23 protein-coding genes are annotated in these 24,871 nt (G+C 34.6%); 11 read left to right on the plus strand and 12 right to left on the minus strand.

The genetic code is table 11. The features are described from left to right. The gene (locus tag BHE19_RS08875) at positions 1–1,353 is read left to right on the plus strand and encodes a DEAD/DEAH box helicase (protein ID WP_017498426.1); all 1,353 of its coding nucleotides are present in this window, start codon (positions 1–3) and stop codon (positions 1,351–1,353) included. A 167-nt stretch (positions 1,354–1,520) separates the two neighbouring features. Here the strand turns inward: BHE19_RS08875 and BHE19_RS08880 are convergent, their stop codons facing one another. Further along, positions 1,521–2,633 (minus strand): lactonase family protein, encoded by a 1,113-nt coding sequence (locus BHE19_RS08880; protein WP_070906773.1) that lies wholly within the window; start codon positions 2,631–2,633, stop codon positions 1,521–1,523. 269 nt (positions 2,634–2,902) lie between these two features. Between BHE19_RS08880 and BHE19_RS08885 the strand changes: the two genes are divergently transcribed. From BHE19_RS08885 to BHE19_RS08915, 7 genes are all read left to right on the plus strand, one after another. Beyond that, positions 2,903–4,831, plus strand: a complete 1,929-nt coding sequence (locus BHE19_RS08885) for a BatA domain-containing protein (RefSeq protein ID WP_070906774.1) — start codon at positions 2,903–2,905, stop codon at positions 4,829–4,831. A 143-nt stretch (positions 4,832–4,974) separates the two neighbouring features. Next, positions 4,975–6,231: a dihydroorotase gene (locus tag BHE19_RS08890; RefSeq protein WP_070906776.1), complete on the plus strand. Its 1,257-nt coding sequence runs from the start codon at positions 4,975–4,977 to the stop codon at positions 6,229–6,231. A 5-nt stretch (positions 6,232–6,236) separates the two neighbouring features. Beyond that, on the plus strand, positions 6,237–6,563 hold the full coding sequence (locus tag BHE19_RS08895; RefSeq protein WP_017498824.1) for a membrane protein: 327 nt from the start codon (positions 6,237–6,239) through the stop codon (positions 6,561–6,563). A 190-nt stretch (positions 6,564–6,753) separates the two neighbouring features. Continuing rightward, a complete protein-coding gene (locus BHE19_RS08900; RefSeq protein WP_070906777.1) occupies positions 6,754–7,398 on the plus strand; it encodes an alpha/beta hydrolase in 645 nt (214 codons plus the stop codon). 164 nt (positions 7,399–7,562) lie between these two features. Then, complete coding sequence (locus BHE19_RS08905) at positions 7,563–7,940, plus strand: type II toxin-antitoxin system RelE/ParE family toxin (protein WP_394332173.1); 378 nt, start codon at positions 7,563–7,565, stop codon at positions 7,938–7,940. A 16-nt stretch (positions 7,941–7,956) separates the two neighbouring features. Beyond that, positions 7,957–8,244, plus strand: coding sequence for a helix-turn-helix domain-containing protein (locus BHE19_RS08910; RefSeq protein WP_070906779.1), 288 nt, complete (start codon positions 7,957–7,959; stop codon positions 8,242–8,244). Positions 8,245–8,333: 89 nt separating this feature from the next. After that, the gene (locus tag BHE19_RS08915; protein ID WP_070906781.1) at positions 8,334–8,903 is read left to right on the plus strand and encodes a cysteine hydrolase family protein; all 570 of its coding nucleotides are present in this window, start codon (positions 8,334–8,336) and stop codon (positions 8,901–8,903) included. A gap of 70 nt (positions 8,904–8,973) precedes the next feature. Here the strand turns inward: BHE19_RS08915 and BHE19_RS08920 are convergent, their stop codons facing one another. From BHE19_RS08920 to BHE19_RS08930, 3 genes are read right to left on the minus strand one after another with little or no spacing between them, the layout of a single operon-like run. After that, positions 8,974–9,405, minus strand: coding sequence for a hypothetical protein (locus BHE19_RS08920; protein ID WP_070906783.1), 432 nt, complete (start codon positions 9,403–9,405; stop codon positions 8,974–8,976). A 47-nt stretch (positions 9,406–9,452) separates the two neighbouring features. Next, entirely contained in the window at positions 9,453–9,956 is a 504-nt protein-coding gene (locus tag BHE19_RS08925) for a hypothetical protein (protein WP_035747178.1), read from the minus strand. 13 nt (positions 9,957–9,969) lie between these two features. Continuing rightward, on the minus strand, positions 9,970–10,734 hold the full coding sequence (locus tag BHE19_RS08930; RefSeq protein WP_070906785.1) for an MBL fold metallo-hydrolase: 765 nt from the start codon (positions 10,732–10,734) through the stop codon (positions 9,970–9,972). 90 nt (positions 10,735–10,824) lie between these two features. Here BHE19_RS08930 and BHE19_RS08935 point away from each other — a divergent pair, with 90 nt between their 5' ends. Then, on the plus strand, positions 10,825–12,285 hold the full coding sequence (locus tag BHE19_RS08935; protein WP_070906787.1) for a TonB-dependent receptor: 1,461 nt from the start codon (positions 10,825–10,827) through the stop codon (positions 12,283–12,285). 271 nt (positions 12,286–12,556) lie between these two features. Here the strand turns inward: BHE19_RS08935 and bcp are convergent, their stop codons facing one another. Continuing rightward, the gene (bcp, locus tag BHE19_RS08940; RefSeq protein ID WP_070906789.1) at positions 12,557–13,009 is read right to left on the minus strand and encodes a thioredoxin-dependent thiol peroxidase; all 453 of its coding nucleotides are present in this window, start codon (positions 13,007–13,009) and stop codon (positions 12,557–12,559) included. Between the two features lie 170 nt (positions 13,010–13,179). On the opposite strand from bcp, the gene BHE19_RS08945 reads away from it, so the two are divergent. Continuing rightward, complete coding sequence (locus BHE19_RS08945; protein WP_070906791.1) at positions 13,180–13,836, plus strand: endonuclease III domain-containing protein; 657 nt, start codon at positions 13,180–13,182, stop codon at positions 13,834–13,836. Positions 13,837–13,853: 17 nt separating this feature from the next. On the opposite strand, the gene BHE19_RS08950 is transcribed toward BHE19_RS08945, so the two are convergent. The 3 genes from BHE19_RS08950 to BHE19_RS08955 form a co-directional block, all read right to left on the minus strand. After that, a complete protein-coding gene (locus BHE19_RS08950) occupies positions 13,854–14,918 on the minus strand; it encodes a tetratricopeptide repeat protein (RefSeq protein ID WP_017498747.1) in 1,065 nt (354 codons plus the stop codon). A gap of 671 nt (positions 14,919–15,589) precedes the next feature. Continuing rightward, positions 15,590–15,733, minus strand: a complete 144-nt coding sequence (locus tag BHE19_RS22760) for a hypothetical protein (RefSeq protein WP_017498746.1) — start codon at positions 15,731–15,733, stop codon at positions 15,590–15,592. A gap of 50 nt (positions 15,734–15,783) precedes the next feature. Then, positions 15,784–16,368, minus strand: coding sequence for an RNA polymerase sigma factor (locus tag BHE19_RS08955; RefSeq protein WP_017498745.1), 585 nt, complete (start codon positions 16,366–16,368; stop codon positions 15,784–15,786). A gap of 502 nt (positions 16,369–16,870) precedes the next feature. Between BHE19_RS08955 and uvrA the strand changes: the two genes are divergently transcribed. After that, the gene (gene uvrA, locus BHE19_RS08960; protein ID WP_070906792.1) at positions 16,871–19,666 is read left to right on the plus strand and encodes an excinuclease ABC subunit UvrA; all 2,796 of its coding nucleotides are present in this window, start codon (positions 16,871–16,873) and stop codon (positions 19,664–19,666) included. Between the two features lie 81 nt (positions 19,667–19,747). On the opposite strand, the gene BHE19_RS08965 is transcribed toward uvrA, so the two are convergent. The 4 genes from BHE19_RS08965 to BHE19_RS08980 form a co-directional block, all read right to left on the minus strand. Further along, positions 19,748–19,996 carry a hypothetical protein gene (locus tag BHE19_RS08965; protein WP_123923492.1) on the minus strand — a complete coding sequence of 83 codons (249 nt, stop codon included), beginning with the start codon at positions 19,994–19,996 and terminating at the stop codon, positions 19,748–19,750. A 291-nt stretch (positions 19,997–20,287) separates the two neighbouring features. Further along, positions 20,288–21,940 (minus strand): mechanosensitive ion channel family protein, encoded by a 1,653-nt coding sequence (locus BHE19_RS08970; protein ID WP_070906793.1) that lies wholly within the window; start codon positions 21,938–21,940, stop codon positions 20,288–20,290. 94 nt (positions 21,941–22,034) lie between these two features. After that, positions 22,035–23,504, minus strand: a complete 1,470-nt coding sequence (locus BHE19_RS08975; RefSeq protein WP_070906795.1) for a lipopolysaccharide biosynthesis protein — start codon at positions 23,502–23,504, stop codon at positions 22,035–22,037. Between the two features lie 40 nt (positions 23,505–23,544). Next, complete coding sequence (locus BHE19_RS08980) at positions 23,545–24,828, minus strand: glycosyltransferase family 4 protein (RefSeq protein ID WP_070906796.1); 1,284 nt, start codon at positions 24,826–24,828, stop codon at positions 23,545–23,547. Positions 24,829–24,871: the final 43 nt, after the last annotated feature.

Here is a 24,871-nt window from a genome sequence, read left to right on the forward strand (position 1 = left end):
ATGAGCACTTTCGAAAAATTCAATCTCCCAAAATCAGTACAAAAAGCCATCGACGAACTAGGTTTTGTTACTCCTACCCCAATTCAGGAAAAATCTTTTTCAGTGATTATGTCTGGCCGTGACATGATGGGAATTGCACAAACCGGTACCGGTAAAACATTTGCTTACTTATTACCCCTTCTAAAATTATACAAATTCACCAATACCAATACGCCTAAAATTGTAATTCTGGTTCCAACCCGTGAATTAGTCGTTCAGGTAGTAGAAGAAGTAGAGAAATTAACCAAATACATGTCGGTTAAAACACTGGGGATTTTTGGTGGAGTAAACATCAATACACAGAAAAAAGCGGTGTATGAAGGTGTAGACATTTTAGTTGGAACACCAGGTAGAACAATGGATTTAGCGTTGGATGCCGTAGTACGTTTTGATGAAACTCAGAAATTAGTTATTGATGAGTTTGATGAAATGCTAAATTTAGGTTTCCGTACGCAATTGACTGCTCTTTTGGCGATGATGAAAACCAAACGTCAAAACATTCTGTTCTCAGCAACCATGACCGATGAAGTTGATGCTGTACTGAATGACTTTTTTGACTTTCCGGAAGAGGTAACACTTGCCGCTTCAGGAACACCTTTGGAAAAAATTACACAGATTACTTATAATGTTCCGAATTTCAATACCAAAGTAAATTTGCTGAAACATTTACTGGAAACCAATGAAAGCATGGAACGTGTTTTGGTTTTCGTGAACAATAAAAAGATTTCGGATATGCTTCATACCCGAATCGAAGAGGATTTTGAAGGTCAGTTTGGAGTAATTCACTCTAATAAATCTCAAAATTACCGTTTGAGTACTATGGCAGAATTTCAGGAAGGTAATCTTCGCGGATTAATCACCACCGATATTATGGCCAGAGGTTTAGACATCTCGAACATCTCCCACGTTATTAACTTTGAACTCCCTGAATTCCCTGAATTGTACATGCACAGAATTGGTCGTACAGGTCGTGCAGATGCTACCGGAACAGCTATTAGTTTTATCACACCACGTGAAGAAGAATTCAAAATTGAAGTTGAAGTATTAATGAATCAGGAACTGGAAATTGCCGATTTCCCTGAAGAAGTTGAAATTTCAACCAAATTAATCGAACCTGAAAAAGACAAGCAGCCTATTAAGTTCTTAATGAAAAAACCAAAACTTGAGGGTGACGGTGCGTTTCACGAAAAATCGAAAAAGAACAAAAAAGTCAATCTTGGTGGTCCGTCTAAAACCAAAAAGAAAACCCACGGATCTGTCAATCGAAACATGTTAAAAACGAGAGATAAGAAAAGGAAGGATAAGGATAAATAGATTTTTTTAGATACTAAGCTTCTAAGTTGCTGAGGTTCTAAGTTACAAAAAACAAAAGCTCAAAAAAATATAGAATTAGGTAATTCTATATTTTTTTGAGCTTTGTCACTTTTCCACAGCCACAATCTTAGCAGCTTAGAACCTTAGCAACTTAGTACCTCAATAAACTATATTCTCGTAAAAACCAACCCCACTGGAGAGCACAACCCGATTCTCTTGCCTGTATCGGTTAATTTCCCGGTCGTTTTATCTCTTTTAAAAATAATAATATCATTCGTATATTGATGTCCTACTAAAAGAAAATTACCCGTAGGATCAATCGCAAAATCTCTTGGGCCTTTTCCCAGTGTACTCACCTGCTCTACCAATTCAATCCCTCCATTTTTCTGAATCTTATAAACGGAAACAGCATTCGCATCGACACGATCTGAAACGTATAAAAATGCTCCGTCAGGTGAAATTTTGATGGCTGCCGCTCCGGTTCCTCCTTTAAATCCTTTTGGCAAAATGCTGGTCTCTCCAATTACTTTCAAATTTCCGTTTGGGTCAAAACTAAAAGTCGTCAGAGTACCGTCTAATTCCTGAACCAAATACACAAATTTACCGTCTTTACTAAACGTCAAATGCCTTGGTCCGCTTCCCGGTTTTACATCTACAGCTCCCTTCAGTGTTAAAATTTCATTTTTAGAATTCGGATTGTATTTATACACAAAAACTTTATCCAGACCTAAGTCATTAGACAAAACAAACTTTTTATCAGGGGAATAAGCCACCATATGTACGTGCGCTTTTTCCTGACGCGCCGCATTAATTCCTTTCCCTTCATGCTGAACTAACTGCTGTGCTTCAGAAATACTTCCATCGGCATTTTTCTTAAAAACAGCAATATTTCCACCCGAATAATTCGCGACAAGCACATTTTTATCATCATTAATCAAATGACAGGGATCGGCACCCAACGCATCATTTTTATTTAGAAAACTTAATTTTCCAGATCCTGCGTCATAACCAAAAGCACTAACAGCACTGTGAGTCCCGTTTTCGTTTACGGCATACACAAACTTATTGTCTGCTGAAACCGATAAATAACTCGGGCTTACTACATTTTCGGAGGAACTTTTCAATTTAAAATCACCGGAATCGGCATTAAAATCATAAACGTAAATTCCGTTACTCTGACAAGTATTCGTATAAGTTCCTACCAGTAAATTAAATTTGTTCTGAGCCTGTAAACCTGCACAGGACAAAGCAGAAAAAAGCAGTATATATAATCTTTTCATAATCCTTGAATTGTTTTAGATACGCTAAAATAACGAATAATATCTTTTCCGAACCCATTTTTTTGTTACAAATGGGATTACAAAAGTTAGATTTTTCAGACGATGCAAACAGTTTCTACAACAAAAAACGATCTAAATTCATTAAAAAGAATAGCCAACGGCGTTTGCTCATAATCTGCTCTATAACTGATAAGGTTTGAGTAAAAATTTGTATTTTTGACCAGTGTCTTCGCGAAAAATAAAACGTAGTGAAGTAAATCGAAGCCCGAATGCATTTTAAACATCCCGAAATTCTATACTTTCTGTTCTTGTTAATTGTTCCAATTTTGGTTCACTTATTTCAATTACGACGTTTTAAAACCTCTTTTTTCACTAATGTCCGCTTCCTGAAAGAGATCTCTGTTCAAACCCGAAAGAGCTCAAAAATCAAAAAGCGATTGTTATTAGCCACCCGCTTACTGCTATTGACTTGTATTATTCTGGCTTTTGCTCAACCTTTTTTTGAGGCCAAAGACAGTAAAAATGCTGCCAATGAAATGTACATCGTTCTTGATAATTCGTTTAGTATGCAGGCGAAAGGAAAAAAAGGAGAACTGCTAAAACGTGCCGTGCAGGAACTTCTTGAAAACACGCCCGAAACTGCCTCTTTTTCACTGTTGACTAACACTGAAAACTATTGGAATACCGATATCAAATCATCAAAAAGTGCACTGCAAAACCTAAAATACAGCGCCACACCTCTTGAACTCCCGTCAATAATAGCAAAGATCAAAGCGCATAAATCTGCTCACAAAAAAGATATTGTAATTATTACCGATGCGGTAGGTCTTACCGGGAAGGACATAAAAAACCTTGACACCGAAGAGAAACCTTATTTTATTATTCCGGAAGCGGAACAGAAAAATAATATTGCCATTGACAGTGTTTTTATCAATCAGACGCTGGAGAATTTCTACGAGATAAGCGTTAATCTATCAGCTTACGGAGAAGATTTCAAACCTGTTTCGATGGCCTTGTACAATCAAAATAAACTGATTGCCAAAACCATTATCCATTTTGATGCAAAGAAAAAGAAAATAGACTTTACCATTCCGAAAGAAGCTTTTCATGGTTACGTTGTTATTGAAGACAATGGATTGGCATACGACAATAAGCTTTATTTCAGCATCCTGAAAACAAAGAAAACAAACATCATCAGTATTGGTGAACCCGAAAAAAGTAATTTCTTATCCCGAATTTATACATCGGCAGAATTCAACTACAACAACTATTCGATCAGCAGTTTAGATTACAATAGCTTAGACAAACAAAATACCATTATTCTAAACGAACTGACAGAAGTTCCTCAGGCCTTACAAACTACCTTAAAAGCATTTGTCGCTAAAGGTGGTAATTTAGTAGTGATTCCATCCGAAAAAACAGTTATTTCTAATCTGAATTCTTTCTTGGGTAATTTCGGAAAAATTCAGTTTACTACTCTTGAAAACAAAGCGAAATTAATCACCAAAATCAATTTTGATCATCCCCTATTCTCTGGTGTGTTTGAGAACAAAATCACGAACTTTCAATACCCAAAAACAAACAGTTCTTTTGGCATTTCAAGTCCGTACCCAGCCGTTTTATCCTACGAAGACCAAAGCGTATTTGTAACAGCCATTCAAAATCCGGTTTCGGGAATTACGGTCTTTACGGCACCTATTAATGCAACAAATTCAAACTTTCAGCAATCTCCTTTGATTGTTCCTTTATTCTACAAAATGGGGCAGAACAATCAAAAAACCGGAGTTAACGCTTTGATAATAGGCAGTAATCAGCCTTATTTTGTCGATGTATTATTAACTAAAGATGCCATTTTGGAAGTAAAAGGAAATGATGATTCCTTTATTCCTATTCAGCAAATATTAAACAACAAAGTTAAACTCACCTTTAATGATTTCCCAGAAACAGCTGGAAATTATAGTGTTTTTGACCGAAAAGAATGGGTCGAAAATCTAAGTTTTAATTACAAAAGAAGCGAAAGTGACCTGAGTCAGGTAAACACCAATGTGGTTTCTGATTTTAAAACAGCAGATACGATTTCGACCATTTTTAACACCTTACAAACGGAGCGAACAGACAGCCAAATTTGGAAATGGTTTGTTATCTTTGCACTGTTATTTTTAGCATTAGAAATGGCAATAATAAAATTTGTAAAGTAGTTCTTTTAGCATCTTTGTCATTTCGACGTAAGGAGAAATCACACTTGCTGAGAATGCACTGCACAGAATATTGAAATGCGATTTCTCCTTACGTCGAAATGACAAACGAGAATCTGTAAAATAATAAATAAATTTCTCTACATATGAAAATAATCATCCGAAGCGCCAAAATAATCGATTCAGAGAGTCCGTTTCACAATCAGACCGTTGATCTTTTAATTGCAGATGGTTTAATTGAAAAAATAGGAACTTCACTTCCTGAAATTGATAATGCAAAAGAGGTAAAATTTGATCACTTACATCTTTCTCAAGGTTGGTTTGACAGCAGCGTTTCTTTTGGAGAGCCGGGTTATGAAGACAGAGAAACGATCGCCAACGGCTTGAATGTTGCTGCAAAAAGCGGTTTTACAGCCGTTGCTCTTCAACCCAACTCCTTCCCTGTTATTGACAATCAATCACAGGTGAATTTTGTAAAAAATAAGGCAAACGGTTTTGCTACTGAACTTTTCCCAATTGGAGCTTTAACTAAAGCCAGCGAAGGAAAGGATATGGCTGAGCTTTACGATATGAAAAATGCCGGAGCTGCTGCTTTTGGAGACTACAACAAAAGTATCGACAATGCCAATGTACTTAAAATTGCTTTACAATATGTACAGGATTTTGATGGTTTAGTGATTACTTATGCACAAGACCCTAATTTAAAAGGAAATGGTGTTGCTAATGAAGGAATCGTTTCAACAAGATTAGGACTTAAAGGAATTCCTGCTTTAGCAGAAGAACTTCAAGTTGCCAGAAACTTATTTCTATTAGAATATACCGGTGGAAAATTACACATCCCAACCGTCTCTACTGCAAAAACTGTCGCATTAATTCAGGAAGCAAAAGCAAAAGACTTGCAAGTTACTTGCAGTGTCGCTGTACATCATCTGGTACTAACCGATGAAAAATTGGAAGAATTTGACACCCGTTTTAAAGTAACTCCACCACTACGAAGCGAAACAGACAGAAAAGCTCTTTTAAACGCAGTTTTAGACGGGACTATCGATATGATTACTTCCGATCATAATCCAATTGATATTGAATTCAAAAAAATGGAATTCGACACCGCTAAAAATGGAACAATTGGTCTGGAAAGTGCTTTTGGTGCTTTATTAACGGTGCTGCCTTTAGAAACTGTAATTGAAAAATTAACGTTGGGCAAAACGGTTTTCGGAATTGAAAACAGTGTCATAGCCGAAGGTTCAAAAGCCAACTTCACTTTCTTTACTCCGGAAGGAAAATCAACTTTCACAAAAGAAAACATTCTATCCAAATCTAAAAACTCTGCTTTTTTAGGAGCAGAAATCAAAGGAGCTGTGTACGGAATATTCAATCAAAATCAACTTGTTACCTCTAAATAATCACAATGAACAATTCAATTGAAAAGGGAAAACCAATCGCTATCACCAGTTATATTTTGATTATTGGGGTACTAATTGCAATGTCGATGAACTCTGAAGACAAAAACAGCTTTGCTTCATTTCACATTCGTCAGGCATTAGGACTTTCCCTGACCTTTATTTCATTCGGAGCCATCATCAGCAATTTTGACAGCTTCTTTATTACTTTCCCAATGTGGATTTGTATTTCGATTTTATGGACTTACGGGATTTTTACTGCCATTCAGGGACAAACAAAACCAATTCCATTAGTGGGAGAGCTTTTCCAAAAATGGTTCCAAAAAATAGGGTAAATTTTAAATTACAATTAGAAAAAATCCAAATTTTAAATTCCAAATTCCAACAACAATGGTTTTAAGATTTTAATCGCTTCTTTTATCAAACTGTACAAGGATAAAGCTTGTCAGGCTGAGCGAAGTCGAAGCCCGACAAGTTTTATCTTAATACAACTTACATTTTACAACTCACATCTTACAATTAAAAATGAATCTATCTCTAGAATATAAAATACAAGAACCAAAAGTTATCTTAGACAAAAATCCTGTTTTAATTTTATTACACGGATACGGCAGCAACGAAGCCGATTTGTTCTCATTTGCAACCGAACTTCCTGATCACTATTACATTATTTCAGCCAGGGCACCTTATGATTTACAATATGGCGCTTACGCCTGGTATGCGATTAACTTTGATGCAGATCAGAATAAATTTTCTGACAATGAACAAGCAAAAACCTCCCGTGATGTAATTGCCGGCTTTATTGATGAATTAACGACTAACTACCCTATTGATCCTAATAACGTAACTTTGGTTGGTTTCAGCCAGGGATCCATTTTGAGTTATTCCGTTGCACTTTCATATCCCGAAAAAGTACAGCGTGTAGTGGCGATGAGTGGTTATTTTAATGAAGATATCATCAAAGACGATTATGATAAAAATGACTTTAAAAACCTAAAATTCTTTGCCTCACATGGAACTGTCGATCAGGTAATCCCAATCGAATGGGCCAGAAAAACGCCTGCAATTTTAGAACATTTGAATATTCCAGTCACCTACAAAGAATATCCGGTTGGACATGGTGTTGCTCCGCAAAATTTCTTTGATTTTAAGAATTGGCTGGCAATATAATTAACTTTTCAATTACAGCACCGAATCTTAAATCTTTTTCTATTAAAAAAAACAATATAATTCTTACAAAAAAAATCAATTTGTAAAAAAACATTTGTATTTTTAGAGTCTAGACTTTATAATTTAAATCATCAAAAACAAAAAATAAGCAAAAGTTTCCTTACATGGAAACTTTTGCTTATTTTTGTAAATGGGAAAATGAAATGGAAAAACTTTTTGAAGTTCAGTTTCTTGAAGAAGCTTATTTATTTTTGAAAAACATGGAACCAAAACATTCTGAAAAGATTATTTACAATATACATAAAGCACAAATCAAAAACGATCCGGAGCTTTTTAAAAAACTAACAGATGATATTTGGGAACTCCGAACACTCTATCAAGGAAATCAATATCGATTGCTCGCTTTTTGGGACAAAACCAATATAAAAAGCACCTTAGTAATAGCAACACATGGATTTGTAAAAAAACAAAGTAAAGTTGCTTCCAAAGAAATACTAAAAGCAAAAAAGATACAATTGAATTATTTTAAAGAGAAAGATTAATCTAATTTATACAGTAATGAAAACATATACATTAGAAGTAGTAACAGATGAATTAGTTGGAAAAATAGGCACACCAAACAGAGACAAGTTCGAATATGACTTGCAACTTGACTTAATTGCCAATGCTATCAGACAAACCCGAAAAGAACGCAATCTGACTCAGGAAGATCTGGGCAAGCTCATTGGGGTCCAAAAAGCACAAATTTCAAAATTAGAAAATAACACTGGAAATGTAACGATAGAAACGTTAATTAAAGTTTTCACAGCCTTAAAAGCTAAAGTTACATTTGAAATAACACTGTAACATTAGCAATTAGCTAACAAAAAGTAGTCTTTCAAGATGAAATTCAATCTGAATCCTCAAAAATGATCAAAATTTAAAAAACTAATCTTATGAGTTTAAAAAAATTAGATAACCCGGCACTACTTTTAATTGATATTCAGAAAGGATTTGACGACATCGCTTACTGGGGAGGAGAACGAAATAATCCGGCTGCTGAACAAAGTGCTGCTGAACTTTTAGAAATCTGGAGAAACAAAAAGCTCCCCATTTTCCATGTACAGCATTGTTCTTCTAATCCAAACTCTATTCTGAATGAAACCCATCCGGGAAATGAATTTCAGGATATTGTAAAGCCACAAGAAGACGAAACAATCATCAAGAAGAATGTCAATAGCGCTTTTATCGAAACTAATTTAAAGGAATTACTTGACGATGCTAAAATCAAAACTGTTGTTATTGCTGGCTTAACAACAGATCACTGCGTTTCTACAACCACTAGAATGGCGGGAAACTTTGGCTATAACGTTTACCTCATTTCTGATGCTACGGCAACTTTCGGTAAAAAAGGTGTAAACGGAGAGGAATTCTCTGCCGAAATTATCCATCAAACCGCTCTTGCCAGTTTAAATGAAGAATTTGCACAGGTGGTTACTACCGAATTTATCAAAAGGATTGTCTAGTTTTCAGTCTCAGTATTCAGTCTTACTTTAAAACTGAGACTGAATACTGAGACTGTGACTGAACACTAAACTATTCTCCCGTATAAATAATTTTCCCGGCTTTCTTCAAAACATAACCTTTCCATGGAATTAATTGCAGATCACCCTTAATCCAAGGCTCTCCTTCCGATTTTCTTTCTAAAAGGATTACTTCATCTTGAGTATCCAGAAAAAGCTCTGCTTTATTTCCGTCAAAAATAACATAAGCTACAGTGGAATATGTTTTTCCATCTTCGGCATGAACTAATTTTGTACCGACTTCAAAAAGACGAACACATTCTTTTTTAAGGGCCGACCAGGTGTAACCCGCAGAAGGTTTACATCCATGAGCATCTGAATCTCCTCCAACAACAGCTGGTTTAACTTCTTCTTTCTTTTCAGAATTTTTATTCTCTTCAGCGACTTTCTTCCCGCAAGAAAATGAAAGTCCCGCAATAATAGCAAGCAAAAACACCTTTTTCATAAGTCGAATATTTAGTTAAACCGGTTTAGAAATAAGAAAAAAGCTTCTTACTTTTGATACAGCCAGGTTTGGTTTACTTCAAAAGTAATACTTTCGTCATCATTAACAAAGTACTTCAACAACACTTCTCCCCACATTTCACCATTGCTGTAATCTGCAATAATCCATCTGTGATTTAAAATTTTTACCTTATTGATGATAAATTTGTTCGGACCAATTTTGTCTTGTCCGGTATAAGGATTCCCGTTTGGATTTGCATTTAGGTCCAATAGTTTCTCTGTTACTAGCGGAATTAGTTTTTCATATAAAATAACTTTTCCTCCGGTTGCACTATTGTCAAAATAATTCTGTGCATTTTCATTATGCTCTAAAGAAAAATAATCTGCTTCCGCCAATTTTGTTGACACTAAATTGATACTGTCTCTCAGCTTTTTGGTTGTTTTCACATATCTGTCCTGCTCAAATTTTACTTCGCTGCTGTAAAACATGTAGGTAAAAACATTCATTAGTATCGCAAGGATAAAAAGGTAAAGCATTAAGGATTTTTTCATTTTTGTAATATAATTAAATTGTAATTTCTAAATTATCATAAGCCAGAAAAACATTTTCGGGCAATTGTTTTTGCACTTCTTCATGAAAGCCTAAAACGTGACTAATATGCGTTAAATAAGCGACTTCTGGTTTCACTAAATCGATAAAATCCAATGCTTCCTGTAAATTAAAGTGTGTATCGTGTGGTTCTACACGTAAAGCATTTACAACCAGCACCTTCAGATTTTTAAGTTTTTCAACCTCCGCTGCATCAACCGTTTTCACATCCGTCAAATAAGCAAAATCATCAATACGATATCCAAAAACCTGCAAGTCACCGTGCATGACATTAATTGGAATCGCTGTTTTATCGCCAATGGCAAAAGGCACGTCATTCACTACCTCAATCGTTTTAACGCTGGGTGCACCCGGGTACTTGTTTACGGTTTCAAAAACATAATCAAAACGACGTTTTAAATTGTCGATTACACGCTGATGCGCGTACACAGGAATCTCGCCCTGTCTGAAATTATAAGGGCGAATATCATCTAAACCGGCCGTATGATCAGCATGTTCGTGTGTAAATAAAATAGCATCGAGCTTTCGGCAGCCACAGGAAAGCATCTGTTGTCTGAAATCAGGACCACAATCGATCACATACGAATGATCGTCCCATGTAATCCAAATAGAAACACGAAGTCTTTTATCCTTAGCATCAGTGCTTTTACAAACAGGATGATCCACTCCGATTATCGGAATGCCTTGAGAAGTACCAGTACCTAAAAAATATACCTTCAATTGAACTTAATTTTTTTACAAAAATAGGATTATTTCTCTTTCATTAGAAGGCTAATTTACTAACTTTGTAACAAATCTATTTAAAATAAAATGGGTACAGAAATAAAACTCAAAGGTGACAGGGTCATCGAACAGATTCCTTCTATAAAAGACAAAGCACTACGCATTAATTTAAACGAGAATATTTACGGGACATTTGCTGAAATAGGCGCCGGACAAGAAACGGTAAGGCATTTTTTCAGATCCGGAGGTTCATCGGGAACAATTGCAAAAGCAATGTCTGCCTATGACAAAGATTTTAGTGATGCCGTTTATGGAGCTGAAAGCGATGGACGTTATGTAACTGAGGAGCGGTTAAAAAAAATGCTTACCCATGAAGGGCAAATCATCGAAGAACGATTAAGCAGAGAAAAACATCCAACAAAGCTTTTCTTTAGTTATGCCAACACTGTTGCTACCATAGATTTCGCTAAACAATTTAAAGGTCATGGCTGGGTAGGAATCCGCTATCAAATTGAACCGGATGAAGCATACAACGAAATTATTCTACACATTCGTTTTAAAGAAACTGATGCCAGACTACAACAGGAAACACTTGGAATCTTAGGAGTTAACCTAATTTATGGTGCTTTTTACAAATACAACGATCCAAAACGATTACTTCGTTATTTATACGATCACTTAGACAAAGACCAACTCGAAATCGACACCATCAACTTCTCAGGGCCTCGTTTTGCTCATGTTGATAATCGTTTGATGAGTTTACAGTTGGTTAAAAACGGAATGACTGACGCCGTAATGTTCAATCCGGAAGGAAAAAACATATTACCGGCAGCTATTTTATACAAAAAAAATCTTCTTGCTTTAAGAGGAAGTTTCCGTCCGGTTACAAAAGTAAACATGGACATGTATGAAAAGTCACTTAAAATGTTTTTGGAAGAAAACAAAGTAGAAAAAGACAATACACTGGTTATTTTCGAAATTACACTTTCTAACTTACGTTCTGATGGTGAAATTGACGAGCGTGACTTTATGGACAGAGCAGAATTACTTTGCTCTTTGGGTCAGACTGTAATGATTTCAAATTTCCAGGAATATTATAAGGTAGTAGAATATTTTGCCAATTATACCAAAGCCCGTATGGGATTGGCAATGGGTGTAAACAATTTAGTCGATATTTTTGATGAGAAATATTACCGTCATTTAAGCGGTGGAATATTAGAAGCTTTTGGAAAACTATTCTACAGAGACATGAAAGTTTTCTTGTATCCGATGTTAGACGAAAATGGCGTTTTAATGAACTCAAACAACTTAAAAGTACATCCAAGAATGAAAGAATTGTACAAATTCTTTAAATTCAACGGAAAAGTAATTGATATCGCAGATTATGATCCGCATAACTTAGAAGTTTTCTCTCGTGAGGTACTAAAAATGATCAATCAGGGAAAAACGGGATGGGAACACATGCTTCCAACCGGTATTGCCGAAATCATAAAAGAACACCATCTTTTCGGATACCATCCGCAGAAAGAACTGGAGCAAAATACATAATAAAAAAAAGTCCCTTTATTGGGACTTTTTTTTTGTTTCAAGTTTTCTTTGTTTCAGGTTTTGGTCCGAACAAAATTTGACCGCAAAGCACGCTAAAAATAACATATGTGTTGCGTATAAAATAAAAAAACAAAGTTCGCAAAGTTTATTCAATATGAAGCTTTGCGAACTTTGCGTATAAAGACTTAACGTGCTTTGCGGTAAAGAATTCTAAACTAAGATTTCAAACTCAAACTTGAAACTTGAAACTTTAAACCTAAAACAAAAAAACTTACTTCAAAATCTGTGCAGCATGTTCTTTCGTTTTTACTTTTTCGATTACCTCGTCGATAATTCCGTTTTCATCTATAACAAAAGTCGTTCTGTGGATTCCGTCATACTCTTTTCCCATAAACTTCTTAGGCCCCCAAACCCCAAACGCATTAATTACAGATTTATCTTCGTCTGCCAATAACGGAAAAGGAAACTCGTACTTATCTTTAAATTTTAACTGTGCTTTCTGGCTGTCAGCACTAACACCCAGAAGTTCGTAATTATTCGCTTTAAAACGCTCAAAATTATCCCTTAAATCACAAGCCTCAGCTGTACATCCCGGAGTACTTGCCTTTGGATAAAAGAAAACGACCAATTTCTTTCCGGCATAATCTGCCAGTTTATGCGCCTTCCCATCCTGATCTACTCCTGAGAAATTTGGTGCCTTATCGCCTTTTTGTAATGTTACCATTTATTTAGATTATTAGATTGTTAGACTTCTTAGATTATTCGATTAATTAGATTGCAACTTAAAAATAATTCATTCCCCATAATCAACCATTCACCTATAACATTTTACAATGTACATTTTACAATTCACAATTAAAATAATACTATTTTTACGGGATTAAATTTACGGAAATGAATAAAGAAGCTCGAGTAACATTTGTTATAAATACGTTAAAAGAACTCTACCCTACTATACCTGTACCATTAGACCACAAAGATCCCTACACGTTATTAATTGCAGTTTTACTTTCGGCACAATGCACTGACGTTCGTGTAAACCAAATTACTCCTATACTTTTCGCAAAAGCAGATAATCCTTATGACATGATTAAAATGTCGGTTGACGAAATTAAAGAAATTATTCGTCCTTGCGGTTTATCCCCAATGAAATCTAAAGGAATTCATGGATTATCACATATTCTGATCGACAAACACAATGGTGAAGTCCCTCAAGATTTTGAAGCTTTGGAAGCTTTGCCGGCAGTTGGACATAAAACAGCAAGTGTCGTAATGTCACAGGCTTTTGGTGTTCCTGCCTTTCCGGTTGACACTCACATTCACCGATTAATGTACCGATGGAATCTTTCGAACGGAAAAAATGTAGTGCAAACGGAAAAAGATGCTAAAAGATTATTTCCTAAAGAATTATGGAATGACCTGCACCTACAGATTATCTGGTACGGACGTGAATATTCCCCGGCAAGAGGATGGGATTTAGAAAAAGATATTATCACCAGAACTGTTGGTAAAAAATCGATATTAGAAGAAGCTGCTAAAAAGAAAGTTTAGCAGCTTCTTTTTTATTTTTACATGCTTCCTTTAAGAGCATTGTATTCTTTTGTCATATTCAACGATCTGTAAATACCTAAGAGTGATTTTACAGCATTTTCATTTTTAGGCTCAATCACAAGTGCTTTTTTAAGATACGGAATAGCACTTTTTACCACCTCGTCCTTCTGAGCATCCAATTTATCAAATTGTTTCATTTCATTAGCACTGGTACCCAATGATGACATCTGATCCTGAATTTCTTTTCTAAACTGCACTTTAACATAAGCCAGATTTAAGCAACAGGTAAGGCAATCCTGATTCACTTTTAATCCATCTTCATAGTATTTCTCCGCATTTCGAAAATCATTTCTCTCCAGGTAAGAAAAGCCTAAAGAAACCAGAATCTCTTCTTTCTTAGAAGGCGGATTAAAATTTCTTGGTTTTTCATATAAACCTTCATTAATACTAGATTCTCTTGCACTCATCGAAATAAATACTTCTTCTTGCTTTGTTTTTTTATTTGTAGCATAAAAAACCATCCCTTTTCCGGAATAGTTTATTTTTTTTAGCTCCTCAAAATATTTTATGGCAGCGTTGTAATCCTTACCTGCTAACGAAGAAGAGGCCGCATTGAACAAGTTTAGGGTGTCTTTTTTATCAAACAAATACACTTCATAACTCTTATCGGCACTTTCTTTAAATTTTCCAATTTTATAATCATTGTACGCACCATCGACCAATTTTGACTTCATTTCTTTCAAAGCAGAACTCGCTTTAAAAGCATACTTATAATTTCGGGATTCATTTTCATACAATAATACATCCTGATAAGCTGCTGATGCCAATGCAAAATTACTTGCAGCATCGACATTTTTAGTTGCAAGATCCTTATAAACATTACCTTTTGTAAAAAAATAATCCGTCTTTACCTCGTCCGGTGCATTTAATATCTGATATTCTATTTTTTTTAAAACGGCTAATGCTTCCTGGTTTTTCCCTTTAGCATAATAAGATTGTGCCACTTTTAATTCTTCTTTTTGAGCAAACGCTCCAATACTTATCATCAGGAATAATGATACTATTTTTAGGTTCTTTTTCATTTTCGGTTTGGTTTAGTTGTTTAAAAGATTTTAGGGTAATCCAAAATGAGGCACTATCAAGAACATCCAAACGAAAGCAGTAAAGATTAATACAACATCCGTTTAAATACCTGACAAGAACTCATCATTCTTGCTATTCTTTACAAAATACCAGGAGAAACAACAAACGAAACAAAGTGTGGGTAGTTTTTCTTCATCAATTTTTTGGTTTTTGGTTAGACTTATAAAAGAATCCTCTTAAATAAACTTTTCTATATATTGAAAGGTTTTTAATACACAAATCATCTATATAGAGCAAATTTATTGAATAAAAATCCGCTTTTTAACTATAATAAAGCTAAATATAAAATAAATAAATGAAAATCAAACAAAACATAGAAATTTAACAAATTGCCTATCCAAAATCTGAAGACTTCTTTTTACATCAATCAGAAGACACTAGCCAAAATACAAAGCTTTCCAACCTGAATATCTGACTCTTACTACAAGTTAGGTTTTGTAAAAAATTACTGATCTTAAACACAAAAGAATTCTTCCAATTCCTTGCCGCGGACCAACTGAAGCAAAAAAAAACTCACTACCTGCCTTTACATGCAAATAGTGAGCTTTCAACCAGAACGACCATCTGGTTTTTCTTTCGAAACAAACATCCGACAAATGTAGTGGGCTGTTTAATTAGCTATAATTTCAAAACTCTTATCTTCAATTTTCACAACTTTCAAGGCTTGTGAATAACTAAGTAAAAAAGAAATAACTTCTTTTTTGGGTTTTAAATCTTTAGAAGCTAATGCTTTTTTAGAGTAAATTTTCGCCATACCATCAAAACGTTTTATACTAGTATAACGAAGCAATACCTTAATTAGTATTAGTTGGTTAAAATAATTTGATGTTTATCAATTATTTTTCTCAAATTCATCAAAGCATATCGCATTCTTCCTAATGCTGTATTGATACTCACATCTGTAAGCTCTGAAATTTCCTTAAAACTCATATCCTGATACATACGCATCACCAATACCTCTTTCTGATCTTCAGGCAACTCTTCTATGATTCTTTTTAAATCAACCTCGACCTGATCAAAAATCATTTTATTCTCAATAGTCAAAGAATCATCAGACATGACAGAGAATATCGAAAACTCTTCTGTCTCTCTATACATTGGCATTTTTTTGGTTTTCCGAAAGTGATCCACAATCAGATTATGGGAAATACGCATCACCCAAGGCAGAAATTTACCTTCTTCATTATAGGAATTACTTTTTAAGGTTTTGATTACCTTAATGAAAGTGTCTTGAAAAATATCATTTGAAATATCTCTATCCGCAATCTTTGAATATATAAATCCATATATCTTAGACTCGTGCCTTTTAATTAATGTTGCAAGGGCATTTTCGTTGCCTTCAACATAATTTTTTACCAATAGAGCGTCAGGAATATGCACATCAGCCATAATACTACTTTTTTAGTTTCTATTTAAAATTTGGAGTAATTTTATAAAAAGTAGTTTTATTTTATAGGCGTGGCTTTTGAGTTATGGACTAGTGTTAATATTTTGATCAAATTTAACAAATTAATATTTTAAAAAGCAAACAAAAAGACGAATAATTAACAATAAATTGTTAATTATTGCAGGACACATTTCATTTTTGTCTCCTTTCAGATCAAGCCAAACCCAATTCGACACTCTTTTAACATGAAAAAGCACAATTAAAAAACAGAAAAGCGAGCATTTGTGCAACCTTAAAACGATTTGTCTGTTTTTTAATTTAGAATAAGAATTTGATCCGCTATTTTTTCTCCAATTATATTCATTATTTTTCTCACACTGATCTGATCGCTTTTAACTCTTAATCTATCCAATCACTAAATCACAATTCTGTTAGAATTTGGAACAATCTGATTAACAAAATTGAAATCAAAATTGATTACTTTTGTAGAAATTGACTTTTTTTATGCAAATTGATCTTTCGACACTCGACCCAAAACATAATATTATCATTAAAGGCGCACAGGTACATAATTTAAAAAATGTAGATGTAGCGATACCCCGAAATAAATTAGTTGTTATTACAGGCCTTTCAGGATCAGGTAAGTCGAGTCTTGCATTCGATACCTTGTATGCCGAAGGACAACGTCGTTATGTTGAAAGCTTATCTTCGTATGCGCGTCAGTTTTTGGGACGTCTGGACAAGCCAAAAGTAGAATACATTAAAGGTATTGCACCTGCCATTGCTATTGAGCAAAAGGTCAACACTACCAATGCGCGTTCTACTGTGGGGACTTCAACGGAGATTTACGATTATATGAAATTGCTTTATGCCCGAATTGGTCGTACCTATTCTCCGATTTCAGGCCAGGAAGTCAAAAAAAATACCGTTACCGATGTAATTACAGATGTAAAAACGTTAGAATTAGACAGTAAATGGCTCCTCCTAGCCCCTATTCATCTTGAAGAAGGCAGACAGCTGGAAGACAAACTGAAAGTACTGCTTCAACAAGGTTTTGCACGTATTTTGGTTCATAACGAGATGGTTCGTCTGGATGATTTTTCACCAACAGATCTTCATCAATTAGACAATAAAGACATTCTATTGATTATCGACCGAATTGTGGTTAAGGAAGAAGAGGAATTCTACAATCGTCTGGCCGATGCAGTACAGACCGCTTTTTTTGAAGGAAAAGGCATTTGCTATTTACAAGAACTGAACTCCGATAAAAAATTCTCTTACTCGAATAATTTTGAGCTTGACGGAATTACTTTTTTAGAGCCTAACGTTCATTTATTCAGTTTCAACAACCCCTACGGAGCCTGCCCGGTTTGTGAAGGCTACGGAAATATTATTGGTATCGATGCTGATTTAGTGATTCCAAATACTTCTCTGTCCGTTTTCGAAAGCGCCATTTACCCCTGGAGAGGGGAAAGTATGAGCTGGTACAAAGACGAACTGGTAAAACACGCTTATAAATTTGATTTTCCTATTCACAAACCTTTTTTCGAACTTTCAGAAGAACAGAAAGATTTAATCTGGAAAGGAAACCAATATTTTCAAGGTCTAAATGATTTTTTCAAAGAACTTGAAGAGAAAAACTATAAAATCCAGAACCGTGTAATGTTATCCCGTTACCGTGGAAAAACAAAATGTCATGCCTGTCGTGGCAAACGCTTGCGCGAAGAAGCATCTTATGTAAAAATAAACGGCAAAACGGTCTCAGATTTAGTCGATTTGCCCATCAAACATTTAGTTACTTTTTTCAAAAACATCGATCTGAATGTTTACGAACAGCAAATTGCAAAACGATTAATGGTCGAAATCAACAATCGTTTGTCTTTTTTAACTGAAGTTGGTTTAGATTATCTGACTTTAAATCGAAATTCGGCAACACTTTCGGGCGGTGAGTCACAACGCATCAATCTCGCTACTTCTTTGGGAAGCAGCTTAGTTGGATCGATGTACATTCTGGATGAACCTAGTATTGGTCTGCACCCAAAAGATTCTGAAAGATTAATTAAAGTTCTATTGTCACTTCGTGATCTTGGTAATACAGTAATCGTAGTTGAGCACGACGAAGATATTATGAAAGCCGCCGATATGATTATTGATATTGGTCCCGAAGCGGGTACATTTGGCGGAAAACTGGTCGCTCAGGGTACGTATAAAGAAATCCTGAAATCAGATTCACTAACCGCCCAATACCTGAACGGTGATTTAGAAATTTCTGTTCCGAAAAGAAGACGTAAATTCAAAAACCATATTGATATTGTAGGAGCAAGAGAGAACAACTTAAAGAATATCAATGTTACTTTTCCTTTAGACGTTTTAACCGTCATTACCGGAGTTTCCGGAAGTGGAAAAAGTACATTGATTAAAAAGATATTGTTCCCTGCCATGCAGAAAAAACTGGACAGTGCTGCTGAAAAAGCAGGTCAGTTTAGTGAACTAAAAGGTTCATTTTCACAAATCAAACATATCGAATATGTCGATCAGAACCCAATTGGAAGAAGTTCCAGATCCAATCCGGTCACTTATATCAAAGCCTACGATGATATTCGGGACTTGTATGCTAAAGAAAAACTCTCTAAAGTTAGAGGATATCAGGCCAAACACTTCTCTTTTAACGTCGATGGCGGCCGTTGTGAAACTTGCAAAGGAGAAGGCGCTATAAACGTCGAGATGGTCTTTATGGCCGATGTTTCGCTACCGTGTGAAACCTGTGGAGGAAAACGTTTCAAAAAAGAGATCTTAGAAATTAATTTCGATGAAAAAAACATCAACGATATTCTGACCATGACTATCGATGATGCAATTGCTTTTTTTGATAAAAACAAACAATCCAAAATTACTCAAAAGCTACAGCCCTTGCAGGATGTAGGGTTAGGATATGTACAGTTAGGACAATCCTCTTCTACTCTTTCCGGTGGTGAAGCACAGCGTATTAAGCTGGCTTCCTTTTTAGTCAAAGGAGCTACGAAAGACAAAGCCTTATTTGTTTTTGATGAGCCAACAACCGGCTTGCATTTTCACGACATTAAAAAATTAATGACTTCCTTTGATGCCTTAATTGAAAAAGGTCATTCTATAATTGTCATCGAACATAATCTTGATCTTATAAAATGTGCTGACTGGATTATTGATCTGGGGCCGGAAGGTGGTGAAAATGGCGGTCATCTACTAGCTGCAGGAACTCCCGAAGATATTGTAAAAGTAAAAGAGTCGGTTACCGGAGTGTACCTGAAAGACAAACTTTAACCTTAGCAAAAATTTCAATAAAAAATCCAAATCTCAATACTATAATTGAAATTTGGATTTTTTTTCTTCATTTTTAAGCTGCTATGCCACTAAACATTTTTCTTCAAAAGGAAAGCCGTCTTCATCAATGGCAACTAATATTTTCTTTTGCTTTGTGGCTTCTATGGTCAGATAAAGCCATGCAAACGACCACAATCCCAGCGTAAGGCAAAAAATCATAAAATTTAAACTGTGGTTTACTACTTTTCCTCCTTTACTCAAAACCGCAAAAAGCAATTCATCGTTCCTTTCCTCCAGCGTAAATCCATTTTGCACTTTATTTGATATCATATTAGAAAATACTTGCAAGCTTTGTTCCTGACTGAGTTGGCCGTTCTTCATAATAATTCCTTAAAAATTAATCCAAATACTACTACAATTACTTCACAATTTAAAATTCTAAAAACATTCTAATTTAAATAAACACTATAACATGTACTTTTATTGTCTGCTTTTCATAAGATATTTTTATCCTAAAACAAAAAGTATTGCCATATTCTTAGCTAAAGTTAATTTTTATAAAATAAACCACAAAACAAAAGACTGTTAAAATTTTAAGATTACGTGCAGAACTTCAACACTTTACTCTTTATTCTTAACATTAAAAGGAGGTGCCTGATAGTCATTATTCAGATAATTCGCAGGAATTGTAGTGGCATTACCATCACGAAGTGCTCCGTAATGAGGAGACATGATTTCTATTCCGGCAGCATTAAACGAATCCTGAATGTTTTGATGCAAAGACGAATAAATTCTGGGTTGTTTCGTTGGCTCTTTGGTGTAAACATTGATCTGATAGGAAACATAAAAGTCATCCAGACTCGTTTGCAGAACGAAAGGAGATGGTGTCTGCTCGATCATTTCCGTTTTTAGAGCAGCTTCAATCAATGCTTTATAAATATCTTTATAAGGAACATCATACCCAATCGTAACGGTAGTATGAATCAATAAACCATTATTAGCATGTTTTGTATTCGCTGAATAATTGGTTGAAGTACTTGATAAAACAGTCGCATTAGGAATCGTGATATCCTCAAATTTAGGTGTTCTGACACGAGTAACTAAAGCCGTTTTTTCAATCACCTCTCCGCTAACATCGCCAATTTTTATAAAATCACCAATCTTAAACGGACGCATATAGGTAATCACCAAACCCGCCACCATATTAGCAATCGCATTAGAAGAACCTAAAGAAAATAAAACCCCAACAAATACCGAAACACCTTTAAATATTGGAGAATCCGATCCTGGCAAATACGGAAATATAACCACCAGCATGAAAGCAAGCATCAGAAAACGAATGATATTAAAAGTGGGCATTGCCCAATCGCTATAAAAACCATCAATTTTAATATTCTCTTTTTTTATCTCATCAAAAAAGAATTTGATCACTCTTATGGAATATTTAAAAATAACAATGATAACCACTATAGTGACTAAACTTGGCAGAAACCCCACAAATCCCATTACTGCAAGTTTTGCAGGCGAAAGAATCCAACGCAGCAAAGTAGTCGTATACGCTTCGGTAGCAGGAAAAATACTGAATAATAGTGGTAATGAAAGATATACTATTAAAATAAGCGTAATTACTTTAATAGCACTATACAATCGCATGAGCAAAAATTGCTGCTTTTGAGGTGAGAGGATATTGATATTATTATACTTGAATCCTTTAAAGTGTCGGTCGCTATTTTTTAGAATGTACAGCTTTACCCTGTTGAATAATTTACCCACAAAGTACAAAACAAATCCAATAATTAAAACCAGTAATGCTGTATATCCTAATCTTTTTGGAAGCATAGAGTAATTGTCATTCTGATATACAATCGCTCTTTTAATCAGGTATAAATTTCGCTTTGCGATGAAATCTGCGGTTTGATTCTCTGCTTTTGCATCTACATCTAAAACAGACATGATGACAAAATCATTCTTATAAACAATGTCCTGGGAAATATCTGAAGGTACAACCGAAATCGAATCAGCTATAAAGAATGAATCCTCGTATAATTTTCTGATCTTTTCTGTAATTGCATTTGCTCTGTTTTCGGGCGAAAAAGAACCTACTTTATGGTACACATAAAAAAGTGTGTCTTTAAACGGTTTTACGGGATATCCCTTTGTTTTTACTTCTTTAACAGTCGTTTTCGATGTTTGAGAACTGTCTTTCTGAGCAAAAGTCACAGAAGAAAACAAAGTAATAAAAAGCGCTAAAAAACAAACAATTTTATTTTTCATATACTGTCAGCAATAAGTTAGTTAACCTTTCTAACAAATATAAAGACAAAACAGCTTCAATTGTAAATTACTTTTGCTCCTTTTTAGAAATGTACTAAATTTTAATTCCTATCTTTTTTAAAACAGTATCGATTACTTTATTGATATCAGGGGAAATATTGAACTTATAGTTAAGATAAACATATAAAACGGTTACTAAAACTGACTTTAAAGCAATACTAACCAATTGATAAAAAGGGAATTCCCAAAAATAAAACAATAAAAATAATGCAAATGTAATTAACATCGAGTATATTGTCTGAATAGTAAAAGGATACAAATGAAGCCTTTTAACCACAAAAAGTAATTTTGCCAAACTATATAAGGTAATCGATAGTAAAGTAGCAAAAGCAGATCCGAAGATTCCAAAAATTGGAATAAAGATCATGTTTAAAATTACGGTCAACGCAACCAGCATTAATCCTAAATACAATACCATACGGTAATATTTAGTATTAAAAATGATCGCATTATTGTTTCCTAAAATTAAATCAAAGTATTTAGACAAGCCAATCATAAATACAACTGCAATTCCACCACTGTATTCTTTTGGAACCAACTCGTACAACTGACCGATATTTACAAATATGCAAAGCATTACAAAACCACCCACAATCTGTAGGTTTATTGACGTTTTTTTGTAAAGCTGATTCAACTCATCATGTTTATTATCGTGCATTAATTTTGCTGTAATTGGATATACGATCTGGTGCATGGCACGGCTTGGAACCGAAATAACCAAGGCAATATAGGTAGCTACAGAATAAAAAGCAATATTTTCAATCTGCATATATTGATTTAATATCATTTTATCTCCATCCAAAAGCAAATTGGCAACACTTCCTGATAAAATAATATAAAAAGTATATACCAGTATATCTTTTGTATTTGCTGGTATTGTAAACTGAAAAGTTGGCTTCTGAATACTAAATGCATATAACATGGTTATCAGGAATGCTAAAAAATATAAAATTGCTGTTGCATACACAAAACCTTCAACGCTAAGCCAATTATAATAAACACCTATTAATAGAAATAATGAAAATAATCGTAAGCCCACTTCTTTTACAAAATTTCCAAAAACGGAATGCATATTTACCCTCAACCAGGCATAAAAAATCTCAAAATATGCCATACACAATCCAATAAAAGGTATTAACCATATATAGCTTCTAACAATCGCATTCTTTTTTGACAAAAAGAACAGAATCTCATCATAAAAAACAAGACCTATCAGTAAAAGTGGGATTATTAATAGCAAAGGAAACAAAACCGTAAAGGATAGAAAACGGGATTTTTCTTCTTCAGTTTGGTATTGCGAATAAAATTTAACCAAGGTATTTTGCATACCAATCGCAAATAATGGCATAATCACATTGGCACAAGAAGTCACATAATTAGTTAAGCCATAAAAAGTGGCACCCAAAAAAACCGGATACAAATAAAGTGTATTAATGGCTCCAATACCAAAACCTATATAAGTGATAATTGTATTCTTGAAAGACTGATTTAAAACAATACCCATTTTTGGATTTCTGAATTTAGATTTTAGATTGCAGATTAGCTTAATTAATCAACTGTGCTAATTGCTTGGTTAGATTCTTTCTGGAATATTGTTGTAAGCCAACACCATTGGCCTGTAGTTTCCCTTCTAAAAACTGATTATAAAAGTCCAAAATTACACTTTTTAACTTCGCTTTTTCAGAATAATCAAAAAATACTCCTGTATTGGTTTGTTTTATAATATCAGCAAAATCAGAACCCTGAGGTCCTATGGCTATTATTGGACGATTGGACACCATATATTCGAATAATTTACCCGGAATTATACTTTTGGTATCTTCAGAATTAATTTCGATTAAAAGCAAAACCTGCGATTTCTTTTGGTGCGCTATCGCTTCATGATGCGAAACATATCCTAAAAGATTCAAATAATTCTTCAAATCAAATTCAGTGATAGCATCCAATACTTCCTGACTTACTGCTCCAATTAATTTAATTTCTAAATATGACTTGAACTCCGGAACTTCCTGAAGCAATTCTACCAGACATTCCCATAAAAATTGAGGATTTCGATCGGATAAAAAAGATCCGATATGCGCCAAAGTAAATTTTGCATCTAAGGTTTGTTTCTCTACGTTTTCGACGTCATAACCATTGGTAATCACCGAAATTGGTTTGTTGGTAATGGCCTCAAACTCCACTTTCGTAGTTTTACTTGTGACAATAATAATGTCGGCACTATTTAGTACTTTATGTTCGAGGTTTTTATGTTTTTTGGCGGCATAACCCGATAAACGCAATGCTTTGTGATATCCAATTGTAGTCCATGGATCACGGAAGTCGGCAAACCATTTTACATTCAGTTTCTCTTTTAGTTCTAAACCAATCAAATGCAAACTGTGCGGCGGCCCCGAAGTAACAATGGTGTCAATATTATTTTCTTTGATATACTTTTCTAAATAAGCCACTGAAGGTTTTACCCAAAAAACACGGGCATCCGGAATAAATAAATTACCGCGAACCCAAAGAAAAGTTTTGTCTAAAAAGGTTTGTTTCTTCTTGTGCGGAAAAATTCCCGAACTAATTTTCTTAGTTTTATTCTTCGAAAAAACAGAAGCCAGCTGATACGGCTCCCAGATTTTATTTTTAAGCACAATTACTTTATCGGAAATCTCATTAACCAGACCTTCATCAACAATTGGGTAGGTTGGGTTTTCAGGAACATAAACTATTGGCTGTATGCCAAATTCGGGTAAATATTTTACAAATTTTAACCAACGCTGTACACCTGGTCCCCCAGCCGGTGGAAAATAATAGGTAATGATTAAGAGTTTTTTTTGTTCCATCAGATTTCATTCATTTCACAGAGATTCACCAAGTTTTCACCAA

The organism is Flavobacterium tructae, from assembly GCF_001853485.1.
GTDB lineage: Bacteria > Bacteroidota > Bacteroidia > Flavobacteriales > Flavobacteriaceae > Flavobacterium > Flavobacterium tructae.